This window comes from Mariniflexile sp. AS56 (genome assembly GCF_030552475.1).
Lineage (GTDB): Bacteria > Bacteroidota > Bacteroidia > Flavobacteriales > Flavobacteriaceae > Mariniflexile.
In genome coordinates, this window is the sequence record NZ_JAUPED010000009.1 from 129,162 (window position 1) to 147,737 (window position 18,576).

At 35.7% G+C, this 18,576-nt stretch carries 16 protein-coding genes; 15 read left to right on the plus strand and 1 reads right to left on the minus strand.

Annotated elements, in window-relative coordinates; all coding sequences use genetic code 11:
* Positions 1-69: 69 nt before the first annotated feature.
* Positions 70-2,892, minus strand: a complete 2,823-nt coding sequence (locus Q5N74_RS12410) for a TonB-dependent receptor (protein ID WP_304389161.1) — start codon at positions 2,890-2,892, stop codon at positions 70-72.
* A 188-nt stretch (positions 2,893-3,080) separates the two neighbouring features.
* Between Q5N74_RS12410 and Q5N74_RS12415 the strand changes: the two genes are divergently transcribed.
* From Q5N74_RS12415 to argB, 15 genes are all read left to right on the plus strand, one after another.
* Positions 3,081-3,452 carry a transmembrane 220 family protein gene (locus Q5N74_RS12415; RefSeq protein WP_304389162.1) on the plus strand — a complete coding sequence of 124 codons (372 nt, stop codon included), beginning with the start codon at positions 3,081-3,083 and terminating at the stop codon, positions 3,450-3,452.
* A gap of 73 nt (positions 3,453-3,525) precedes the next feature.
* A complete protein-coding gene (locus Q5N74_RS12420; RefSeq protein ID WP_304389163.1) occupies positions 3,526-4,557 on the plus strand; it encodes a helix-turn-helix transcriptional regulator in 1,032 nt (343 codons plus the stop codon).
* Between the two features lie 242 nt (positions 4,558-4,799).
* Entirely contained in the window at positions 4,800-5,972 is a 1,173-nt protein-coding gene (locus tag Q5N74_RS12425; RefSeq protein WP_304389164.1) for a sugar MFS transporter, read from the plus strand.
* A 27-nt stretch (positions 5,973-5,999) separates the two neighbouring features.
* Positions 6,000-7,139, plus strand: a complete 1,140-nt coding sequence (locus Q5N74_RS12430) for a Gfo/Idh/MocA family protein (RefSeq protein WP_304389165.1) — start codon at positions 6,000-6,002, stop codon at positions 7,137-7,139.
* Between the two features lie 7 nt (positions 7,140-7,146).
* Entirely contained in the window at positions 7,147-8,199 is a 1,053-nt protein-coding gene (locus Q5N74_RS12435) for a sugar phosphate isomerase/epimerase (RefSeq protein ID WP_304389166.1), read from the plus strand.
* A 69-nt stretch (positions 8,200-8,268) separates the two neighbouring features.
* The gene (locus tag Q5N74_RS12440) at positions 8,269-9,249 is read left to right on the plus strand and encodes a ThuA domain-containing protein (RefSeq protein WP_304389167.1); all 981 of its coding nucleotides are present in this window, start codon (positions 8,269-8,271) and stop codon (positions 9,247-9,249) included.
* 535 nt (positions 9,250-9,784) lie between these two features.
* On the plus strand, positions 9,785-10,402 hold the full coding sequence (locus Q5N74_RS12445; protein WP_304389168.1) for a GNAT family N-acetyltransferase: 618 nt from the start codon (positions 9,785-9,787) through the stop codon (positions 10,400-10,402).
* A 3-nt stretch (positions 10,403-10,405) separates the two neighbouring features.
* The gene (locus Q5N74_RS12450) at positions 10,406-11,584 is read left to right on the plus strand and encodes an argininosuccinate synthase (RefSeq protein WP_304389169.1); all 1,179 of its coding nucleotides are present in this window, start codon (positions 10,406-10,408) and stop codon (positions 11,582-11,584) included.
* 66 nt (positions 11,585-11,650) lie between these two features.
* Positions 11,651-12,634 (plus strand): N-acetyl-gamma-glutamyl-phosphate reductase, encoded by a 984-nt coding sequence (argC, locus tag Q5N74_RS12455; RefSeq protein ID WP_304389170.1) that lies wholly within the window; start codon positions 11,651-11,653, stop codon positions 12,632-12,634.
* Between the two features lie 125 nt (positions 12,635-12,759).
* Positions 12,760-13,554: a pyrroline-5-carboxylate reductase gene (proC, locus tag Q5N74_RS12460; protein WP_304389171.1), complete on the plus strand. Its 795-nt coding sequence runs from the start codon at positions 12,760-12,762 to the stop codon at positions 13,552-13,554.
* A 1-nt stretch (position 13,555) separates the two neighbouring features.
* Positions 13,556-14,683 carry an aspartate aminotransferase family protein gene (locus tag Q5N74_RS12465; RefSeq protein WP_304389172.1) on the plus strand — a complete coding sequence of 376 codons (1,128 nt, stop codon included), beginning with the start codon at positions 13,556-13,558 and terminating at the stop codon, positions 14,681-14,683.
* Between the two features lie 77 nt (positions 14,684-14,760).
* Complete coding sequence (locus Q5N74_RS12470; RefSeq protein ID WP_304389174.1) at positions 14,761-15,957, plus strand: glutamate-5-semialdehyde dehydrogenase; 1,197 nt, start codon at positions 14,761-14,763, stop codon at positions 15,955-15,957.
* Between the two features lies 1 nt (position 15,958).
* Positions 15,959-16,723 (plus strand): glutamate 5-kinase, encoded by a 765-nt coding sequence (proB, locus tag Q5N74_RS12475; protein ID WP_304389176.1) that lies wholly within the window; start codon positions 15,959-15,961, stop codon positions 16,721-16,723.
* A 64-nt stretch (positions 16,724-16,787) separates the two neighbouring features.
* On the plus strand, positions 16,788-17,729 hold the full coding sequence (locus Q5N74_RS12480) for an N-acetylornithine carbamoyltransferase (RefSeq protein ID WP_304389177.1): 942 nt from the start codon (positions 16,788-16,790) through the stop codon (positions 17,727-17,729).
* A 69-nt stretch (positions 17,730-17,798) separates the two neighbouring features.
* Complete coding sequence (gene argB / locus Q5N74_RS12485) at positions 17,799-18,575, plus strand: acetylglutamate kinase (RefSeq protein ID WP_304389178.1); 777 nt, start codon at positions 17,799-17,801, stop codon at positions 18,573-18,575.
* Position 18,576 lies beyond the last annotated feature (1 nt).

The following is an 18,576-nucleotide window of genomic DNA, read 5'->3' on the forward strand; positions in this document are numbered from 1 at the left end:
TAAGTAAAAAAAAGGTTGAAATTTTAATTTCAACCTTTTTTTTTATGAATTATTTTAAATGTTTAAAACTTAAAAACTGTAGTTCAATTGTAAAAGTGTAGCTCTTGGTAATACGGGTACCACAATAAAGCTAGCGTCAGGGTTGGCTTCAATGTATTCAGGTGTAGCACCATTAGCATTGGCTCCAAAAGAATTGGCTCCAAAGAAGTTGGCTAGTCCATCTGAGTTTAGAACGTTAGTCGCTATTATATTTGCAGAGATATGCTTGTTAAATTGGTATCCCAAGCCAGCATTAAAAATGCTATAAGCAGCTAGTTGAAAAGCGTTGGCAGCATTCCCTTCACGTTTGCCCATATATTGCCATTTTATAAAAGAGGACACCCCGTTTCTTGCGTATTCAGTAGTTAAATTAAGCATTAATTTAGGGTTGAAGGCTAATCTGTTTCCTGAAAAATCGGTGGTGCTATCATCACTCATATCTACACTTCCAGCAGCATCATAAACGTTCCATTTCGTTGCTTTTGGATCTTGGAAGATTCCGTTAAAACGAAAAGCAAAATTTTCTAAAGGCGCATAAACACTTTCCCATTCTAAACCTACGGTACGAGATGTGTTAAATTGAATTGGTGTGTAAAAGATACTATTGGTGTCTCCATCAAATTCAAAATTAGTGACTCCAATGTTTTTAAGCTCACTCCAAAATAAGGTGGTTGTAAATGATAGGTTTTTTAAGTTTGATTTTAATCCGAGTTCTATTTGGTTAATATCCTGTACTTCCCCTTTTTTATTAATTGGAACATTTGAAAAATTATTGAAATAATAATTCAATTCTGGTGCTTTGTGTCCTTTGGAGAAGCGTCCAAATAAAGCAGCGTCATTCGTTATTTTGTAATTAACACCGGTAGAATAGGATAGGTAATTATAGTTGTAATTAAAGTTGTCTTGTTCTCCTGTAGGTTGAAGAATGTTATTGTCATAAGCCGTGTTGTCATCGCCATCTAAACCTCCCGATTGGTTAAACGGAGCAAATCTGTCATTGCTACCTTTGTGTTTAATAGATTCAAAACGAAGTCCTAAGTCGAGTTCTAAGTTGTCAGATAATTTCCATTGGTCGTTTGCAAAAGCCGCTAGCTGCGTAGCGGTGGCTCTGCTATTCGTGAAAAACAATCCACCATAATTACTAACGCCATTACTGTCAGATAATGCTAAAACTGGTTCGTTTGGGTTTTCCAAAGTAACCTGAAGCATTCTTGGGTTATTTTCGTAAGTTGAAAAAGCAAAACTTCCTTGAGTGAAAACAGAAGTGTCTGAAAAACCAGAGGCAAGCCCAAGATTTAAATCATGATTTTCATGCTTTTTTCTGAATGTTAACTGTTGCATAATTTCATCGGAAGCATTGTCTTTATACCAGGTTGAGGTGCCAAGTACGGCATCATTTGGCAATCGGTCGTTTGTTAAATATTCAGAAGGGTTTCCGTTAAATATTCCGCTATTATCAATTCTAGCCAATTCACTACCTGAATTTGCGTCACGAAAAACAATTTGTCCAACAGGAAAAGGGTTACCGTTGCTTACTAAATAGTAAACAGTAGGATCGCTAATAGAAACAAAAGCATTACTTATAGAGGTTTGCCAGTTAGCGCTTTTTGATGAAAATTTGATATTGTTTTTTACCGACCAATTGTTGCCTAAATTTTGAAACAAGTCAAAACCAAAAGCTAAATCTTTAGCGTGCACACCTTGTGAAGGATCAAAAGTGTTGGTAACGCCTTCGTTTAAATATCTTCCATCAGGAATGGCTGCCTTAAAAGCAGGCATTAATAAGGCTGTAGAATTAAAATCTTGACCAAAGGCTGGTTTAGGGTTATTCCAGTCTGTGGCCGCTACACCGTTATATCTGTTCGTGTAGTCGTTTAAGTATTTTGCATAAAGTTTAAAATAACCATGTGCGTTTTCTTTAGTAACATCGAATTTAAATTGTCCGCCTTTACTAAAAGTGAAATCTGTGTTTCTTGCCCCGTCTTCATATCTATAGTGTCCACCCGCATTGAAAAACCAATTATTTCCTAAGGCACCGCCTAAAACAGCATCGACTCGATGTGTTGGGTTGCCCTCACCTTGAATACCGTTTTGCGTTTGAATTTCACCACTTAAGCCTTCAGTATTATTTCTAGAAATAAAATTATAAACACCGCCAGGTGCGTTCATAGCGGTTATTGATGCGCTTCCGCCTCTTAAAGCTTCCACTTTTTGGGTGGTTAAATCGACACGGTGAAATAGGTCTGGCCCGTAATAAGAGTGTTGTAATAGGCTTACAGGTAAGCCATCTTCTTGTAAAGACACATAATACCAGCCCATATCGTCTTCGGCTGCAGCCGAAATACCCCTCGTGTAAACTCGGGTAAATACCTCGCCAGCAGATGCATCGGTATAAGTGCCAGGTATGTTTTGAAGTAAACTGGCTGTGCCTTGTGGCGAAACTTGCTTAATTTGTTTAGCGGTAAGTGTACTTATGGAGGTGCTAGATTCTAATTGCGTTCTAGGGTTAAAGGTGCCGGTTACTACAACGGTGTGTAAGTTTAGTAAATCGGTATTTAAAACATAAGTATGCGTAGTGTTCGAAGAATCGACAAGAATGGAATCTTCAATAGTTCGATATCCTAAATGTGAAATCGTTAGTGAATAAGTGCCCTTTTTGATGCTTGTAAAGCTAAAATTGCCAAGAGCATCCGTTGTGCTGTGTACGGTCGGTTTAGTGTTTAAGGTGATGTTAGCACCTGTAATTGGCGTACCGTTGCTATCTTTTACGGTGCCGTTAATGCTTGTTTGTGCACAAATAAAAAGGGCGTTAGCCATTATTAATAGTTGTGCTAAAAATTTGATTTGATTCATAATAATAAGAGAGAGGGTTTATGGTTTATGGAATTGCTAACAAATCTATAAAATTAAATCTCTTTTTGAGTACATATTAACTCACTGAAAAGTTTTAAACACTTAAAGGATGCTTTAAGTTTGTGTTTTTATAAGTTAACGATAGATTAATTATTTTTGAGTATTCATTTTAAAAGAAACGTGCTTTGTTGAAGAATCCATTACCCAGAACTAAATTAATAGTAAATAGTTGTCTTTTTGTTGTGTTTGCCCTTTTTGCGGCTATTCAATTAAACGATCCCGATCCTTTAGTGTGGGTTTTAATATATATGGGCGTTGCGGTTGTGTCGTTAAGTGCTAATTTTATTTTAATACCTAAAAAGCTAATACTAGTATTTGTTTTGGGCCTATTAATGTATGCAAGCGTGCATTTTATGTTTTTAATAGACTGGTTGCAAACTGAGAATAAATCGGAGCTTTTTGGTGAAATGGTTTATGAAAAACCCTATTTAGAGGGAACAAGAGAGTTTCTTGGGCTCATTATAGCGGTTACAGCGTTGTTGTATCAACTAAAGCGTTAGCGTGTTTTAAAATAAAATTTACAATTGGTAAAAAATACGTAATTTGCCATGTGTAAATGTTTAAATAATTTCAGTGAAAATAAACAAAGAGAAAATAGAGCCCTATAAGGCTGGTGGTGTTGTTTACCACGCTGATACCTGTTTGCCATTAACAGATGCTTTTAAACGTAAAAAAATAAAATTTAAAGCCCTTGCTAGACATACCTATCCGGGTGATCGGCTGGATGATAATACATTGGGTTTAAATAGTATTGGGTATTGGGATGCAAATGAACCACAAGATTGGGGTTTAGATTGGCATAGAAATGAGGGAATTGAATTTCATTTTTTAGAGTCTGGTAGCATGCCTTATGCGCAAGAAGGAAAAGAGGTGTTGTTAATGCCAAACCATCTTACCATTACGCGCCCTTGGGAAGCTCATAAAGTTGGGAATCCGCATATTGGTATGGGGAAATTCTATTGGGTTATTTTAGATTTGGGTGTTAGAAGGCCACATCAAGAATGGGTTTGGCCCGATTGGATTACGCTTACACAACCAGATTTAGCACGTTTAACAACCATTTTAAGGTATAATGAAAAATCTATCTTAAAAACCAATCAAAGTATTAAAGATTGTTTTTCTCAAATAAATAAAGCGGTTTCTACAGACAAAGGAGGGAGTAATGCTTCAAGAATTAGAATTCTAATAAATTACTTATTGCTTTCTTTACTCGATTTGTTAGATACAAATGATATTGTTTTAAATGAAGCTTTAACCGATAGTTCTAGAAGTGTTGGTTACTTTTTAAAAGAGTTAGAGAATAACCTTGCCGACCAATGGACTATTGAATTAATGGCGCAATCTGCAGGTGTGGGTTTAACACGGTTTACTTACCATTGTAAGCAAATAACCAATCTAACACCCATGCGTTATTTAACGATGAAGCGCCTTGAAATGTCCAAAAAAATATTTCAGAAAAACGAAAACCTAACCATTGCCGAGGTGGCTTATATGTGTGGGTTTACTTCAAGTCAGTACTTCGCGACTGTTTTTAAAAAGCACGAGAAATGCTCTCCAAATGCTTACAGAATTAAGTGTGCAAATACACATGTAGAATTTGCTTAAATGCATATTCTAGATTGTTTAATTTTTTTCACTGAATTAAAATAGACGTCTTTTTTATTCCAATTCCTTATTTTCACAGTATTATCATAATTAGAGCATTATTCATTTTGTATAAAGTGATGTTTCTAATTTTTGCGTGTATGCTGCCTTTTTTAAGGAAAAAAGGGGCTTTTAACCATAGAGTTTCAGTTCTAATTTAAGACGTAACTTTAAAACCAACCAATTAAACTAAATTATTAAGTATGGAAACTATTAACAAAAACAGACTTTTCCTAGCTAGTTGTCTCGCATTAATTACAACAGCAATGACCTTCGCTATTAGAGCGCGATTAGAATCCGTTTTCGGTCCAGAGGGCGTCGGTTTAACTTTAGAGCAATTAGGATATGCATTTGCTCCTGCCTTTTTTGGGTTTACAATCGCTATGATTATTGGAGGTCCGTTGGTAGATTTATTAGGAATAAAAAAAATTACTTGGGTAGCATTCGTTACTCATGCTATAGGGATCGTTTTAACTTTAATGGCAGATTCCATGACTTCGTTATTCATAGCAACCTTGTTTATAGGTATAGGAAACGGGATGGTTGAAGCGGCATTAAACCCTATGATTGCCTCGATGTACACTACAGAAAAAACCAAAATGTTAAACAGGTTTCACGTTTGGTTTCCTGGAGGTATCGTAATAGGAGCGCTTGTTGGGTGGCTTACTATGGATGTGATGGGGTTAAGCTGGGAAGTGATGGTGGCAACTTTATTCATACCATTAGTGTTGTATGCGGTCTTGTTTTTTGGACAAAAAATGCCAGTGACTGAGCGTGTTCAGTTGGGTGTTAGTAATAAAAAGATGTTTTCGAGTGTTTTAAAACCCTTATTCTTATTTATGGTTTTTTGTATGCTTTTAACAGCAGCTTCAGAGTTGGGTACTACACAACGTATCGAATCACTTTTAAAGAAATCTGTAGAGGCGCCTTTATTAGTACTGGCGTTCATTAATGGTATTATGGCTTTAGGTAGGTTGTTTGCAGGTCAAGTCGTGCATCGATTGAAACCGTCTGGGATGTTGATGTATTCGGCCATTTTCACCTTTATAGGCTTATGGTTACTTACGGTTACAAGTGGCGGAATGATATTTCTTGCTGCCGCAGTTTTTGCTGTTGGAGTTACATTTTTCTGGCCAACTATGTTAGGTTTTGTTGCAGAATATTTACCGGAAACAGGCGCCTTAGGACTTTCAATAATGGGAGGTGCGGGTATGTTCTCCGTATCTATCGTTTTACCAATTATGGGGAATTTAATGGACAATGCAAGTTCCGCCGAGGCTTTAAGAACCATGTCTATTTTGCCAGCGATTCTTATTGTGGCGTTTTTGGGCTTAAATATCTACATGAAAAAACAAGCGAAAGCTTCTGAAATTTAAATTAATATAAAGTAATAAATAATACAGATGAGTAAAAAAATTAGATTGGGAATCTTAGGTGGAGGTGGCGACTCTTTAATTGGAGTTTTACATCGGGTGGCGTCTCATATTAATGATAACTATCAAATTGTAGGAGCTGTTTTCAATCCTGATTTTGAACAAAATATAAATTTCGCTAAAGAAATTGATATTCCAACAAATAGGGTTTATAAAGATTTTGATACATTCATTGAGGAAGAAATGAAATTACCAAAGGAAGAGCGTATTCAAGTATGTTCTATCTTAACTCCAAACTTTCTTCATTTTCCAATGGCTAAAAAATTGTTGGAAAATGGGTTTCATGTTATTTGTGAAAAACCAATGACAACCTCTTTGGAAGAAGCTAAAATTTTACAAGAAACTCATAAAAAAGCAGGAACCGTTTTTGCGCTAACACATACCTATACAGGGTACCCGATGGTGCGACAAATGCGAGAAATGATTAAATCTGGAGACTTAGGAAAGATTCATAAGGTAGATGCACGTTATTATCAAGGTTGGATTAACACTATTATTCATGATGAAGAAAAACGATCTTCCGTATGGCGATTAGATCCTAAAAGAGCAGGGATTAGTTCGTGCATGGGAGATATCGGTGTGCATGCTTTTAACTTAATTGAATATACAACGGGGTTGCGTATAAATTCTGTGTTATGTGATTTCAATTATTTATATACTGATAATAAAATGGATATTGATGGTACAGCACTTATCCGAATGGGCGAGCATACCAAAGGTGTTATTCGCAGTAGTCAAGTAGCTACCGGAGAAGAGAACGGGCTAGCAATCACTATTTATGGGGCAAAGGCCGCATTTCGTTGGGAGCAAGAGCGTCCTAATTTCTTATATAAATTAAGTGATACAGAGCCTACTCAAGTTTACAAACCAGGTCATGCCTATAATTCTGATTTGTCATTAGGAGGAACCAAATTGCCTCCAGGACACCCGGAAGGTATTTTTGATTCGATGGCTAATATATATTTAGGAGTAGCAAAAGCGATTAGAGAAGAGACGTATAATGATGGAGAGTTTCCAACAATGCTAGATGGCGTACGAGGTATGGATTTTATAGAAAGTACTGTAAAATCTCATAAAAATGGAAATGTTTGGGTAGATCTAGAAAAATAATATAAAAATGAAAACAATTAAAGGACCAGCTATATTTTTAGCACAATTTGTAGGAAGCGAAAAGCCGTTTAATAGTTTAGATTCCATATGTAAATGGGCTGCAGATTTGGGTTATAAAGGTATTCAAATACCAACTTGGGAGTCGGGGTTAATCGATTTAGATACCGCTTCAACAAGTCAAACCTATTGCGACGACCTAAAAGGAAAAGTAAACTCTTACGGATTAGAAATAACAGAACTTTCAACGCATTTACAAGGACAATTAGTGGCTGTAAACCCAGCTTATGACACCTTGTTTGATGGTTTCGCTCCAGATAAAGTAAAAGGCAACCCAAAGGCAAGAACCGAGTGGGCTATCGATACTGTTAAAAAGGCAGGAACCGTAAGTGGTCGTTTGGGCTTGCAATCGCACGCTACATTTTCAGGGGCTTTGTTATGGCACACGGTTTATCCTTGGCCACAACGTCCTCAAGGTTTGGTTGAAATGGGGTTTGAAGAATTAGCAAAACGTTGGACGCCTATTTTAAATCATTTTGATGAACAGGGAGTTGATGTGTGTTACGAACTTCATCCAGGAGAAGATTTGCATGATGGAACTTCCTTTGAACGTTTTTTAGACGCCACAGGAAATCACAAACGTGCCAATATTTTGTATGACCCGAGTCATTTTGTACTTCAAAAGTTAGATTATTTAACTTTTATAGATTATTACCACGAGCGAATTAAAGCTTTTCATGTGAAGGATGCCGAGTTTAATCCGTCAGGAAAACAAGGTGTTTATGGAGGGTATTCCGACTGGAAAGACCGCGCTGGAAGATTTAGATCTTTAGGAGATGGACAGGTCGATTTTAAAAGTATTTTTACAAAATTGACTAAATATGACTGTGATGTTTGGGCAGTGATGGAATGGGAATGCTGTATTAAGTCTTCAGAACAAGGAGCTAGAGAAGGAGCGCCTTTTATTCAGAGTCATATTATAGAGGCCGCCGAACGTAGTTTTGACGACTTTGCAGGGGCAAAACCAGATGAGAACTTTTTGAAATCTATTTTAGGAATCTAATAATTAAAACATTCAGTAGTGTTTTTGTAAATGAATTATGAAAGCCTGTTCGAATTAAAATAAGTTATAATGAATATAAAACAGTTTGTTTTTTTATTGATGAGTGTTTGCTTTTGCATGAACACTTTCGCGATTACCATTGATGACGGCGTCATAAAAGTTTTAATTGTTGATGGTCAAAACAACCATGATGTTTGGCCAAAGTCAACCATTATGATGAAGCAGTATTTAGAAGAAACTGGGATGTTTACAGTGGACATTGTTAGAACTCAGTTTTTAAATAAAAGTGAAAAGCATCAAGAATGGTTAAGTTTAGCCAATGTGCCAGAGGGTGTTGAAGGCGAGTCGAAAACTGACCCGGATTTTAATCCTAAATTCTCCAAATACGATGTTGTGATTTCTAATTTTGGATACAAAGCGGCACCATGGCCCGAAAAGACCCAGAGAAATTTCGAGAAATTCATCAAAAAAGGAGGTGGTTTTGTAAGTGTGCATGCGGCAGATAATTGTTTTCCTAATTGGGAAGCTTATAATGAAATGATCGGTATTGGTGGCTGGGGAAACCGGACTGAAAAAAATGGGCCTTATTTGTATATAGATGAAAATAATAAGCCTAAAAAAGATTATACAGCGGGTCCAGGCGGGAAACACGGTAAGCGTGAAGATTTTTTAGTGACCACTTATAATTCTGAACACCCAATAACGAAAGGCTTGCCAAAAGAATGGATGCATTCTATCGATGAGTGTTATGCTTTTTTAAGAGGACCTGCCAATAATGTAACCGTTTTGGCTACAGCAGTTACCACTTTAAAAGCGGAAGAATTGCAACAAAAGGAACCTGTAGTAATGACTATTGATTATGGTAAGGGTAGAGTTTTTCATACCACTTTAGGACACGATGTGGAGGCCTTAGAGTGTGTTGGCTTTATAACGCTTCTAACAAGAGGTACAGAATGGGCAGCGACAGGAAAGGTAAAACAAACAGATGTGCCTAACGATTTCCCCAAAGAAGCTGAAACATCTAAAAGATCGTTTGAGTATAAAAAGTAGTTTTTGTAATTAAAACCAAATGCTTAGGTGTTTGTGTTTTAATGTGTTTATAGTCAAAAAGACCTCTAGTAAAGCGCGAAAAATGTGCTTATTAGAGGTTTTTTGTTTTTCATAATTAGAGATTTTTAGTGAAAATTGAATTATCAAAAATAAAACCATTAAAATGTCAAGAAATTAATAATTTTATTCAATTAGTTAGGGTTTCATTCTTCATTTTAAAAATAAAGCTATAATTTTACATAATGAAAACTTTAAAAAATAAAATACGTTGTTCTATACCCGGTTTGCCTGCGCGCAATCGCCGCCGCATTTAGTCTTATTGTAGTAGCAAAACCCAAACGTAATTTTAATTTTTTTCTTAGTGTACAAAACAGCATTTATAGCATTTCAAAATATAGTTAGTTATTTGTTTAACAAGCGTTTCCTTGGCTATATTTTTCCACGTCGCCCTTAGGGCGTACTTCATTTTAAGAGACTAGGGAAATCTAGTTCATCAAAAAAATCAACTAATTTTTAATTCAATTAAAAAATTATAATGGAAATTGTAATTGCTGATAAATCACATTCTAAATACGCAGAAATTATTTGCGATACGATAGCAGAATCTGCCGCTGTTAGAGGCACTGGTATTGCTAGACGTACAACAGAATATATTACCAAAAAGCTAGAAAACGGCAATGCTGTTATTGCTTTAGATGGCGATAAGTTTGCTGGCTTTTGTTATATAGAACTTTGGGGACATGGTAAATATGTAGCGAATTCTGGTTTAATCGTTCATCCAGATTATAGAAGTGCTGGTTTAGCAAAAAAAATAAAGCATAAAGTATTTAAGCATTCTAGAACCAAATTTCCAGATGCGAAGGTATTTAGTATCACAACAGGTTTAGCTGTTATGAAAATGAACACGGATTTAGGTTATAAACCCGTACCGTTTTCTGAGTTAACCGACGATCCAACCTTTTGGGATGGGTGTCAAACCTGTAAAAATTACGATGTTTTAACGCGTACCAACAGAAAAATGTGCTTGTGTACAGGCATGTTGTACGACCCAAAGAACAAAAATAAAAGTGAACCCATAAAAATAAAAGAAAAGGTTTTTAATAGATTAAAACATATTAAAGAAACCATGTTTTTAAAAAAAGATAAAAAGTAGAAAATGAAAAAATTAGTAATAGCATATAGTGGCGGATTGGACACATCGTATTGTGCCGTAAGTTTATCTAAAGAGTATGATGTACATGCCGTAAGCGTCAATACAGGTGGCTTTACAAAAACGGAGATCGAGCACATAGAATCGAATGCTTATAAAATGGGGGTTTCAACCTATAAAAACATTGATGCTGTAGCTACATTTTATCAAAAAGTAGTGAAGTATTTAATTTTTGGTAATGTGTTGAAAAATAATACGTACCCACTTTCTGTAAGTGCAGAACGTATTATTCAAGCTATTGAAATTGTTGAATATGCTAAAAGTATAAATGCGGAGTATATTGCGCATGGTAGTACTGGTGCAGGAAACGACCAAGTTCGTTTCGATATGATTTTTCAAACATTGGCTCCAGAAATTCAAATTATCACACCAATTAGAGATCAAAAATTAACAAGGCAAGAAGAAATTGACTATTTAAAAGCCAATGGCATTGATATGTCTTGGGAAAAAGCAAAATACTCGGTTAACAAAGGCCTTTGGGGAACTAGTGTTGGTGGCTCTGAAACCTTAACTTCAGATAAACCATTGCCAGATACAGCATACCCTTCGCAATTAAAACATGCGGAAGACGAAAAAGTGAAGTTAACTTTTGAACAAGGAGAGTTAGTCGCTGTAAATGGTATTGAAAACGACCCAGAAATAAATATTGAAACTTTGAATAACTTAGCCAAAGCATATGCTATTGGTCGCGATATTCATGTAGGAGATACGATTGTTGGTATTAAAGGGCGTGTTGGTTTTGAAGCACCTGCGGCATTAATTACTATTAAAGCGCACCATTTATTAGAAAAACACACCCTAACTAAATGGCAATTACAACATAAGGAATATTTAGCAAGTTTCTTCGGAATGCATTTACACGAAGGACAATATTTAGATCCTGTAATGAGAAATATGGAGGCTTTTTTACAAAGTAGTCAAGATAAAGTAACTGGCGATGTGTTTGTAACGTTAAGACCTTACCATTTTAGTTTAGATGGTATCAGTTCTGAACACGATTTAATGAATGCTAAGTTTGGTAGCTATGGTGAAGAAAATTTAGGTTGGACTGCCGATGAGGCGAAAGGCTTTATCAAAATTGTTGGAAACCAAAACAAAATATACCATCAAGTAAATAATTCATAATAGCTTTAATAAAACCTGTCAGGTTTTAAATACATGACAGGTTTGAAAGTTGAAACAGTATTTAAAATGAAAAATATCCAGGTTGGAATTATTGGAGGCGCAGGTTATACCGCGGGTGAATTAATTAGATTGTTAATTAATCACCCAGAAGTTGAAATTAACTTTGTGTACAGCACATCCAATGCAGGAAATAAAATAAGCAGTGTTCACCAAGATTTATTAGGTGATTTAGAAATGAAATTTACAGACACCGTTAACCCTAAGGTTGATGTGTTGTTTTTATGTTTAGGACATGGAAATTCTGTGAAGTTTTTATCGGCGAATACCTTTTCTGAAAACACAAAGGTTATTGATTTAGGGAATGATTTCCGTCTTGAAAGTGATAAAGTGTTTCAAGGCAACACCTTTGTATATGGTTTGCCAGAATTGCAAAGAGATGCTGTTAAGAAAGCGAATTATATAGCAAATCCAGGATGTTTTGCAACGGCGATACAGTTGGCTTTATTACCACTTGCTGAAAATGGAATGTTAGGTAGCGATGTACACGTTAATGCTGTTACGGGATCAACTGGTGCAGGAACCTCGTTGTCTGATACCTCACATTTTCCTTGGAGAGATAATAATTTTTCATATTATAAACCGTTTACACATCAGCATTTAGGCGAAATCAATCAATCGGTTAAACAATTGCAAAATAGTTTTGGTTCTGAAATTTTATTCATGCCAAACCGAGGGAATTTCTCAAGAGGAATTTTTGCTACAGTTTACACCAATTTTGACGGTAGTTTAGAAGAAGCTAAAGCTCTATTTAAAACCTTTTATAAAGATGCAAAATTCACTTTTGTGTCTGATGAGGTGTTGCATTTAAAACAAGTGGTGAACACAAATAAGTGTTTAATTCATTTACATAAACACAATAACAAATTATTGGTAACTAGTATTATTGATAATTTATTAAAAGGAGCATCGGGTCAAGCCATTCAGAATATGAATTTAATGTTTGGTTTGGAAGAAACAACAGGATTGCAATTAAAAGCAACTTATTTTTAATCCTCTCATAACACCTCTAAAGAAGGGGAATGGATTGCGGTAAAAAAAAATAGAGCAAAAAACATGAGTAGTCACGCCCAAGTTTACTTCCTTTAGAGGGGGGAGGCAAGGAAAAAAGAGTTAATATGAAAATAGCCATTATTGGAACTGGAAATTTAGGAAGCGCTATAGCGAAGGGTCTTATTCAGAATAAATCGTTTACCTCGTTGGTTTTAAGTGATAAAAACACGGCCAATGTTGATGTTTACAAAACAGTTGAAAATGTAACTGTTACAAACGATAATGATTTGGCTGTGGCACAAAGTGATATGGTTATTTTTGCACTGCAACCTAAACATATTAATGGTGTTTTAGAATCGGTAGCGTCGAAAATTACCGATAATCATATTGTGATTTCGGTGGCTGCAGGTGTTGAAATACCGAGAATTGAAGCGATTCTGGGTAAGAATAAAAATATTATTCGCGTGATGCCGAATACAGCGATTTCTATTGGGAAATCAATGACTTGTATTGCAGCGAACGATAAAGCCCAAGATAAGGTATCTTTAGCGCAGGATATTTTTAATCAATTAGGAACAACCTTGGTTATTCCTGAAGATTTAATTCAGGCTGCCACAGTAATTTGTGCTAGTGGTATTGCGTTTTGGATGCGCTTAGTGCGTGCCACAACACAAGGTGCTATTCAGTTGGGGTTTGAGGCTCATGAAGCACATGAATTGGCTACACAAACGTGCTTTGGTGCTGCGAGTTTATTAATAGAGTCTGGCAGACATCCAGAACAGGAAATAGACCGTGTTACAACACCAAGTGGTTGTACTATTGAAGGTTTAAATGCCATGGAACACCAAGGATTGAGTTCGGCTTTAATACAAGGTATTGTAGCTTCATTTGAAAAAATTAATCAAATTAAAAAGAATTAAAATGCCATTATTTGACGTTTATCCATTATACAATGTAACACCAGTTTCAGGCAAAGATATGCTTGTTTACGACGAAAAGGGAGTAGAATATTTAGATCTTTATGGAGGTCATGCGGTGATTTCTATAGGACATTCACATCCCAATTATGTGAAAGCTGTTAGTGAGCAGGTTTCTACACTTGGGTTTTACTCGAATGCCATTCAAAACCCCTTACAAGTGGAGTTGGCTAACAAAATTGAAAGCTTGTCTGGTTGTACTGGTTATGAGTTGTTTTTGTGTAATTCAGGAGCTGAAGCCAATGAAAATGCTTTAAAATTAGCTTCATTTAAAACAGGAAAGTCACGTATTCTGGCGTTTAATAATGGGTTTCATGGGCGTACATCGGCTGCGGTAGCGGCAACCGATAATAAAAACATAGTAGCACCCATTAACGCACAGCAGCAGGTTACTTTTTTAGCACTGAATGATATTGAAGGTGTTAAAAGAGAATTGGAAAAAGGAGATGTTTGTGCCGTAATTTTAGAATTTATTCAAGGTGTTGGTGGTTTAGACCAAGGAACTGCCGAGTTTTTCGAGCAAGTAGATACCCTTTGTAAAGCAAACAATACGTATTTGATTGCCGATGAGGTACAGTCTGGTTACGGACGTTCAGGTAAATTCTTCGCGTTTCAATATTATAATGTAACGCCAGAAATTATATCAATAGCTAAAGGAATGGGGAATGGTTTTCCAATTGGAGGCATTTTAATTCACCCAAGTATTGAAGCAAAACACGGTATGTTGGGTACTACGTTTGGCGGTAATCATTTAGCTTGTGCTGCAGGTTTAGCAGTTTTAAATACCATTGATGACGAGCAATTAATTGCCAACGTCAATGAAATATCGGAATACTTTATTAGCATCGCTAAAACAATTCCGCAGATTAAAAATATTAAAGGAAAAGGGTTGATGCTTGGTTTAGAATTCGACTTTGAAGTTGGAGAACTAAGAAAAAAACTTATTTATGAGCAGCACATGTTTACAGGTGGAGCTTCAAACAAAAAGTTAATTAGAATACTACCGCCTTTAACAATTAAAAAAGTACATGTTGATGCATTTTTTGAAGCCTTAAAAGAGGTTTTAAAGTAACATGGAGAATAAAAACTCTGAAATTTAATAATCAGAAACTCTGATAAAATTAAAGTTCAGAAACAAAAATTAAAAAAATGAATACTTTATTAAGCATAGAAACAAGAAACGCCGTATTACTTACAATGGCAGAACTTTTAGAAACTGAAAGAGCTGCGATTATTAAGATTAACAAAGTCGATTTAGACGCGTATGATGGTGATGATATTTCTATGTACGACCGTTTAAAAGCCGATGATTCTAAAGTTGATGAAATGATTAAATCTGCCACACATTTGGCTTCGCAAGAAGACCCTGTTGGTGTAGAACGTTTCAGCTTTAAACATGATAATGGTATGCAGGTTTATAATAAAACGGCATCTTTTGGAACGATTTTGATTATATATGAATCGCGTCCAGATGTGACTGTAGAAGCTGCAGGAATTGCTTTTAAATCGGGAAATAAAATTTTATTAAAAGGTGGAAAAGAGTCTTTAAGATCTAATTTAAAAATAGTTGAATTGTGGCATCAAGCGTTGAAAGCGCACGGAGCTTCTACCGATTGGGTGGAGTATTTACAATTCAACAGAACAGAAACACAAGCCTTTTTAGAAAAACCAACACAGAAACTCGATTTAATCGTACCTCGTGGTGGCGAACGTTTAATTGCTTTTGTAAAAGAGCACGCATCGTGTCCGGTAATTATTAGTGGACGTGGTAACAATTTCGTGTATGTACATAAAGAAGCAGATGTTGATCTAGCTCTAAAAGTGATAATTAATGCGAAAACAGCTAAAATTTCAGCGTGTAATGCCTTGGATAAAGTGTTGATAGATGAAAATCTTCCGAATAAAGAAGCTTTCATAAAAACATTAATTTCAGAATTAAAAGAATTTAAAGTTCAGATTTTAGGTGATGATGCTATTTCAAAATTTGATGGTGTTGAAGCTATTGAATCAGACAACATTTGGTATCAAGAATTTTTAGATTATAAAATTGCAATTGCTGAAATAGGGTCTAATGAAGATACTATTGCTATGATCAATAAATATTCTGGAGGTCATTCATCATCAATCATTACAAAAAATGATGCTGTAGCTGAGGTCTTTATGGCGAATGTGGATACGGCGGCTGTTTATCATAACGCATCAACTCGTTTTACAGATGGAAGTCAATTAGGTCTAGGAGGCGAGTTAGCCATTAGTACAGATAAATTACACCAAAGAGGTCCTATTGGTTTAGAACATTTGGTAACCAATAAATGGTATGTTCATGGCAATGGACAAATAAGATAACATGCTTAAAAAAAGAAGAATATTGCTTAAAGTGGGTTCTAATACGCTCACTAAAGAAACCGATAACATTTCGAGAGGTAAAATTGAAGATTTAGCCAACCAAATAGCAACTTTACAAGATACTTGTGAGTTTGTTATAGTAACTTCTGGCGCCATTGCTGCAGCAAAACAGTTTGTGAAGTTAGAAAGCAAAGGCAAAGAAATTACGGTTAAGCAAGCTCTAGCATCTATTGGTCAGCCGCATTTAATGCGTATATATCAAGAGATATTTAGAGAATGTGGGTTGCTAACCTCGCAATGTTTATTGTCGTATTCCGATTTTGAAAGAGAACAAAGCAGAACCAATATTGTAAATACAATTAATGTGTTGGTGAGTAATAATTACATACCCATCATTAATGAAAATGATACGGTTGCTACCGATGAGATTAAATTTGGTGATAATGATAAGTTAGGCGCTTTAACCGCATCGCTTTTAAAAGCCGACTTATTTATTATTGCAACCAATACCCAAGGGATTTATACGAAAGAATCCATGGAGAAGGGGACACCAGAAACTATTGAGTTGGTAGAAGATTTTGAGGAACTGGCAAAACAAGTGGTCAATTCAAAATCGTCTCATGGAAGTGGCGGGATGCAGTCTAAAATTGAAGCAGCCTCCGTGACCAAAAAAGCAAATATAGAAACATGGATTGTAAACGGTCTGGAAGATAATTTCATGATTAATGCTATGAATAGCAAAGTACCGTTTACTAAAATAAAATAATTGTTTAGACCTCACAGATTTTAAAACCTGTGAGGTCTAATAATAAAGAAATAACACAAGAATAATGAAAAATTACACCTCCATACACGATATAGATAATATCCAGTCTTGGATTGAGGAAGCTAAAGCATTAAAAGCAAATCCGTTGAAACATATTGAGTTAGGAAAACATAAAACCCTTGGTTTATTGTTTTTTAATTCGAGTTTGCGTACGCGTTTAAGTACCCAAAAAGCAGCTTTGAATTTAGGTATGGACCCTATTGTGATGAACGTATCGGGCGATGCTTGGGGCATTGAGTTTGGAGATGGCACTGTTATGAATGGAAATACGGCAGAGCATATTAAAGAAGCCGCAGCCGTAGTGTCACAATACTGCGATATTATTGCAGTAAGAGCGTTTCCAACGTTAACAGATAAAGAAAAAGACGAAAGCGAGCAGGTGCTTAAATCGTTTGTTAAATATGCATCAGTACCTATTGTGAATATGGAAAGTGCTACAGGGCACCCGCTTCAAGGACTTACCGATGCGATTACTATTTCAGAACAAACCCAAAAAACAAAACCGAAAGTGGTTTTAAGTTGGGCACCACATATTAAGGCATTACCACACGCCGTGGCGAATAGTTTTATTCAATCGATGCGAAAAATGGATGTGGAATTTGTAATTACACACCCAGAAGGCTATGAACTAAATCCAGAAATTATAGGCGATACACCTGTAAATTACAATCAAGAAGAGGCTATGAAAGATGCCGATTTTGTATATGTGAAAAACTGGAGTAGTTATAACGATTACGGAAAAATACTAAATACCGACCCTAATTGGATGATTACCAATAAAAAATTAGGTGCTGCTAAATTTATGCACTGTTTACCAGTAAGACGTAATGTTATTGTTGAGGATGCTGTTTTAGATGGTGAAAACTCGCTGGTTATAGAACAAGCCAATAACAGAACTTATGCAGCACAATTAGTGTTGAAAAAATTATTGGAAGGAATTAAGTAAATTGATAAGGTTATCGCGAAGATGGGAGTAATTTGTTTTTAGCATGGCCAAATTCAAAAAAAAATAAAAATGGAAAAACTATCCATAGTAAAAATAGGAGGAAATATTATTGAAGACGATGCGTCTTTAAGCGCCTTTCTGAAACTATTTGCTAACTTAAAAGGAAAGAAAATTTTAGTACACGGTGGCGGAAAACGTGCCACACACATCGCAGCCAAATTAGGTATTGAATCTAAAATGGTTGATGGTCGCCGTATTACAGATGCTGAAACATTAGAAGTCATTACCATGGTTTACGGTGGTTTGGTTAACAAAAACATCGTAGCAAAGTTACAAGCTTTACAAATTGATGCCATTGGGTTAACGGGAGCAGATGTAAATAGTATTGCTTCAGAAAAAAGACCTGTTAAAGACGTTGATTTTGGTTTTGTTGGCGATGTTAAAAAAGTAGCTCATAAATCCATTGATAAATTAATTCAGGCCGATTTCACCCCCGTTTTCTGTGCTATTACACACGATGGGAATGGGCAACTGTTAAACACCAATGCCGATACTATTACCTCACAAGTAGCTGTGGGTATGAGTGAACTTTACGAAACATCCATTTATTATTGTTTTGAATTGGATGGCGTTTTAAAGGATATAAAAGATAAAAATTCAGTTATAAAACATATCGATACTTCCTTGTACAAGGATTTATTAGACCAAGGTATTATTGCTGATGGTATGCTTCCGAAGTTAGAAAATTGCTTCGATGCGTTGAACCATGGTGTAAAAACCATAAATATGGGAAACACGGCGATGTTAACCCAAGAAAATGATAATTTCACTAGAATAACTTTATAAT

Excerpts from the sequence above, each read along its gene's own strand:
- Q5N74_RS12410 (WP_304389161.1), bottom strand. The coding sequence starts at position 2,892 with ATGAATCAAATCAAATTTTTAGCACAACTATTAATAATGGCTAACGCC.
- Q5N74_RS12425 (WP_304389164.1), top strand. The coding sequence starts at position 4,800 with ATGGAAACTATTAACAAAAACAGACTTTTCCTAGCTAGTTGTCTCGCA.
- Q5N74_RS12430 (WP_304389165.1), top strand. The coding sequence starts at position 6,000 with ATGAGTAAAAAAATTAGATTGGGAATCTTAGGTGGAGGTGGCGACTCT.
- Q5N74_RS12435 (WP_304389166.1), top strand. The coding sequence starts at position 7,147 with ATGAAAACAATTAAAGGACCAGCTATATTTTTAGCACAATTTGTAGGA.
- Q5N74_RS12440 (WP_304389167.1), top strand. The coding sequence starts at position 8,269 with ATGAATATAAAACAGTTTGTTTTTTTATTGATGAGTGTTTGCTTTTGC.
- Q5N74_RS12445 (WP_304389168.1), top strand. The coding sequence starts at position 9,785 with ATGGAAATTGTAATTGCTGATAAATCACATTCTAAATACGCAGAAATT.
- Q5N74_RS12450 (WP_304389169.1), top strand. The coding sequence starts at position 10,406 with ATGAAAAAATTAGTAATAGCATATAGTGGCGGATTGGACACATCGTAT.
- argC (WP_304389170.1), top strand. The coding sequence starts at position 11,651 with ATGAAAAATATCCAGGTTGGAATTATTGGAGGCGCAGGTTATACCGCG.
- proC (WP_304389171.1), top strand. The coding sequence starts at position 12,760 with ATGAAAATAGCCATTATTGGAACTGGAAATTTAGGAAGCGCTATAGCG.
- Q5N74_RS12465 (WP_304389172.1), top strand. The coding sequence starts at position 13,556 with ATGCCATTATTTGACGTTTATCCATTATACAATGTAACACCAGTTTCA.
- Q5N74_RS12470 (WP_304389174.1), top strand. The coding sequence starts at position 14,761 with ATGAATACTTTATTAAGCATAGAAACAAGAAACGCCGTATTACTTACA.
- proB (WP_304389176.1), top strand. The coding sequence starts at position 15,959 with ATGCTTAAAAAAAGAAGAATATTGCTTAAAGTGGGTTCTAATACGCTC.
- Q5N74_RS12480 (WP_304389177.1), top strand. The coding sequence starts at position 16,788 with ATGAAAAATTACACCTCCATACACGATATAGATAATATCCAGTCTTGG.
- argB (WP_304389178.1), top strand. The coding sequence starts at position 17,799 with ATGGAAAAACTATCCATAGTAAAAATAGGAGGAAATATTATTGAAGAC.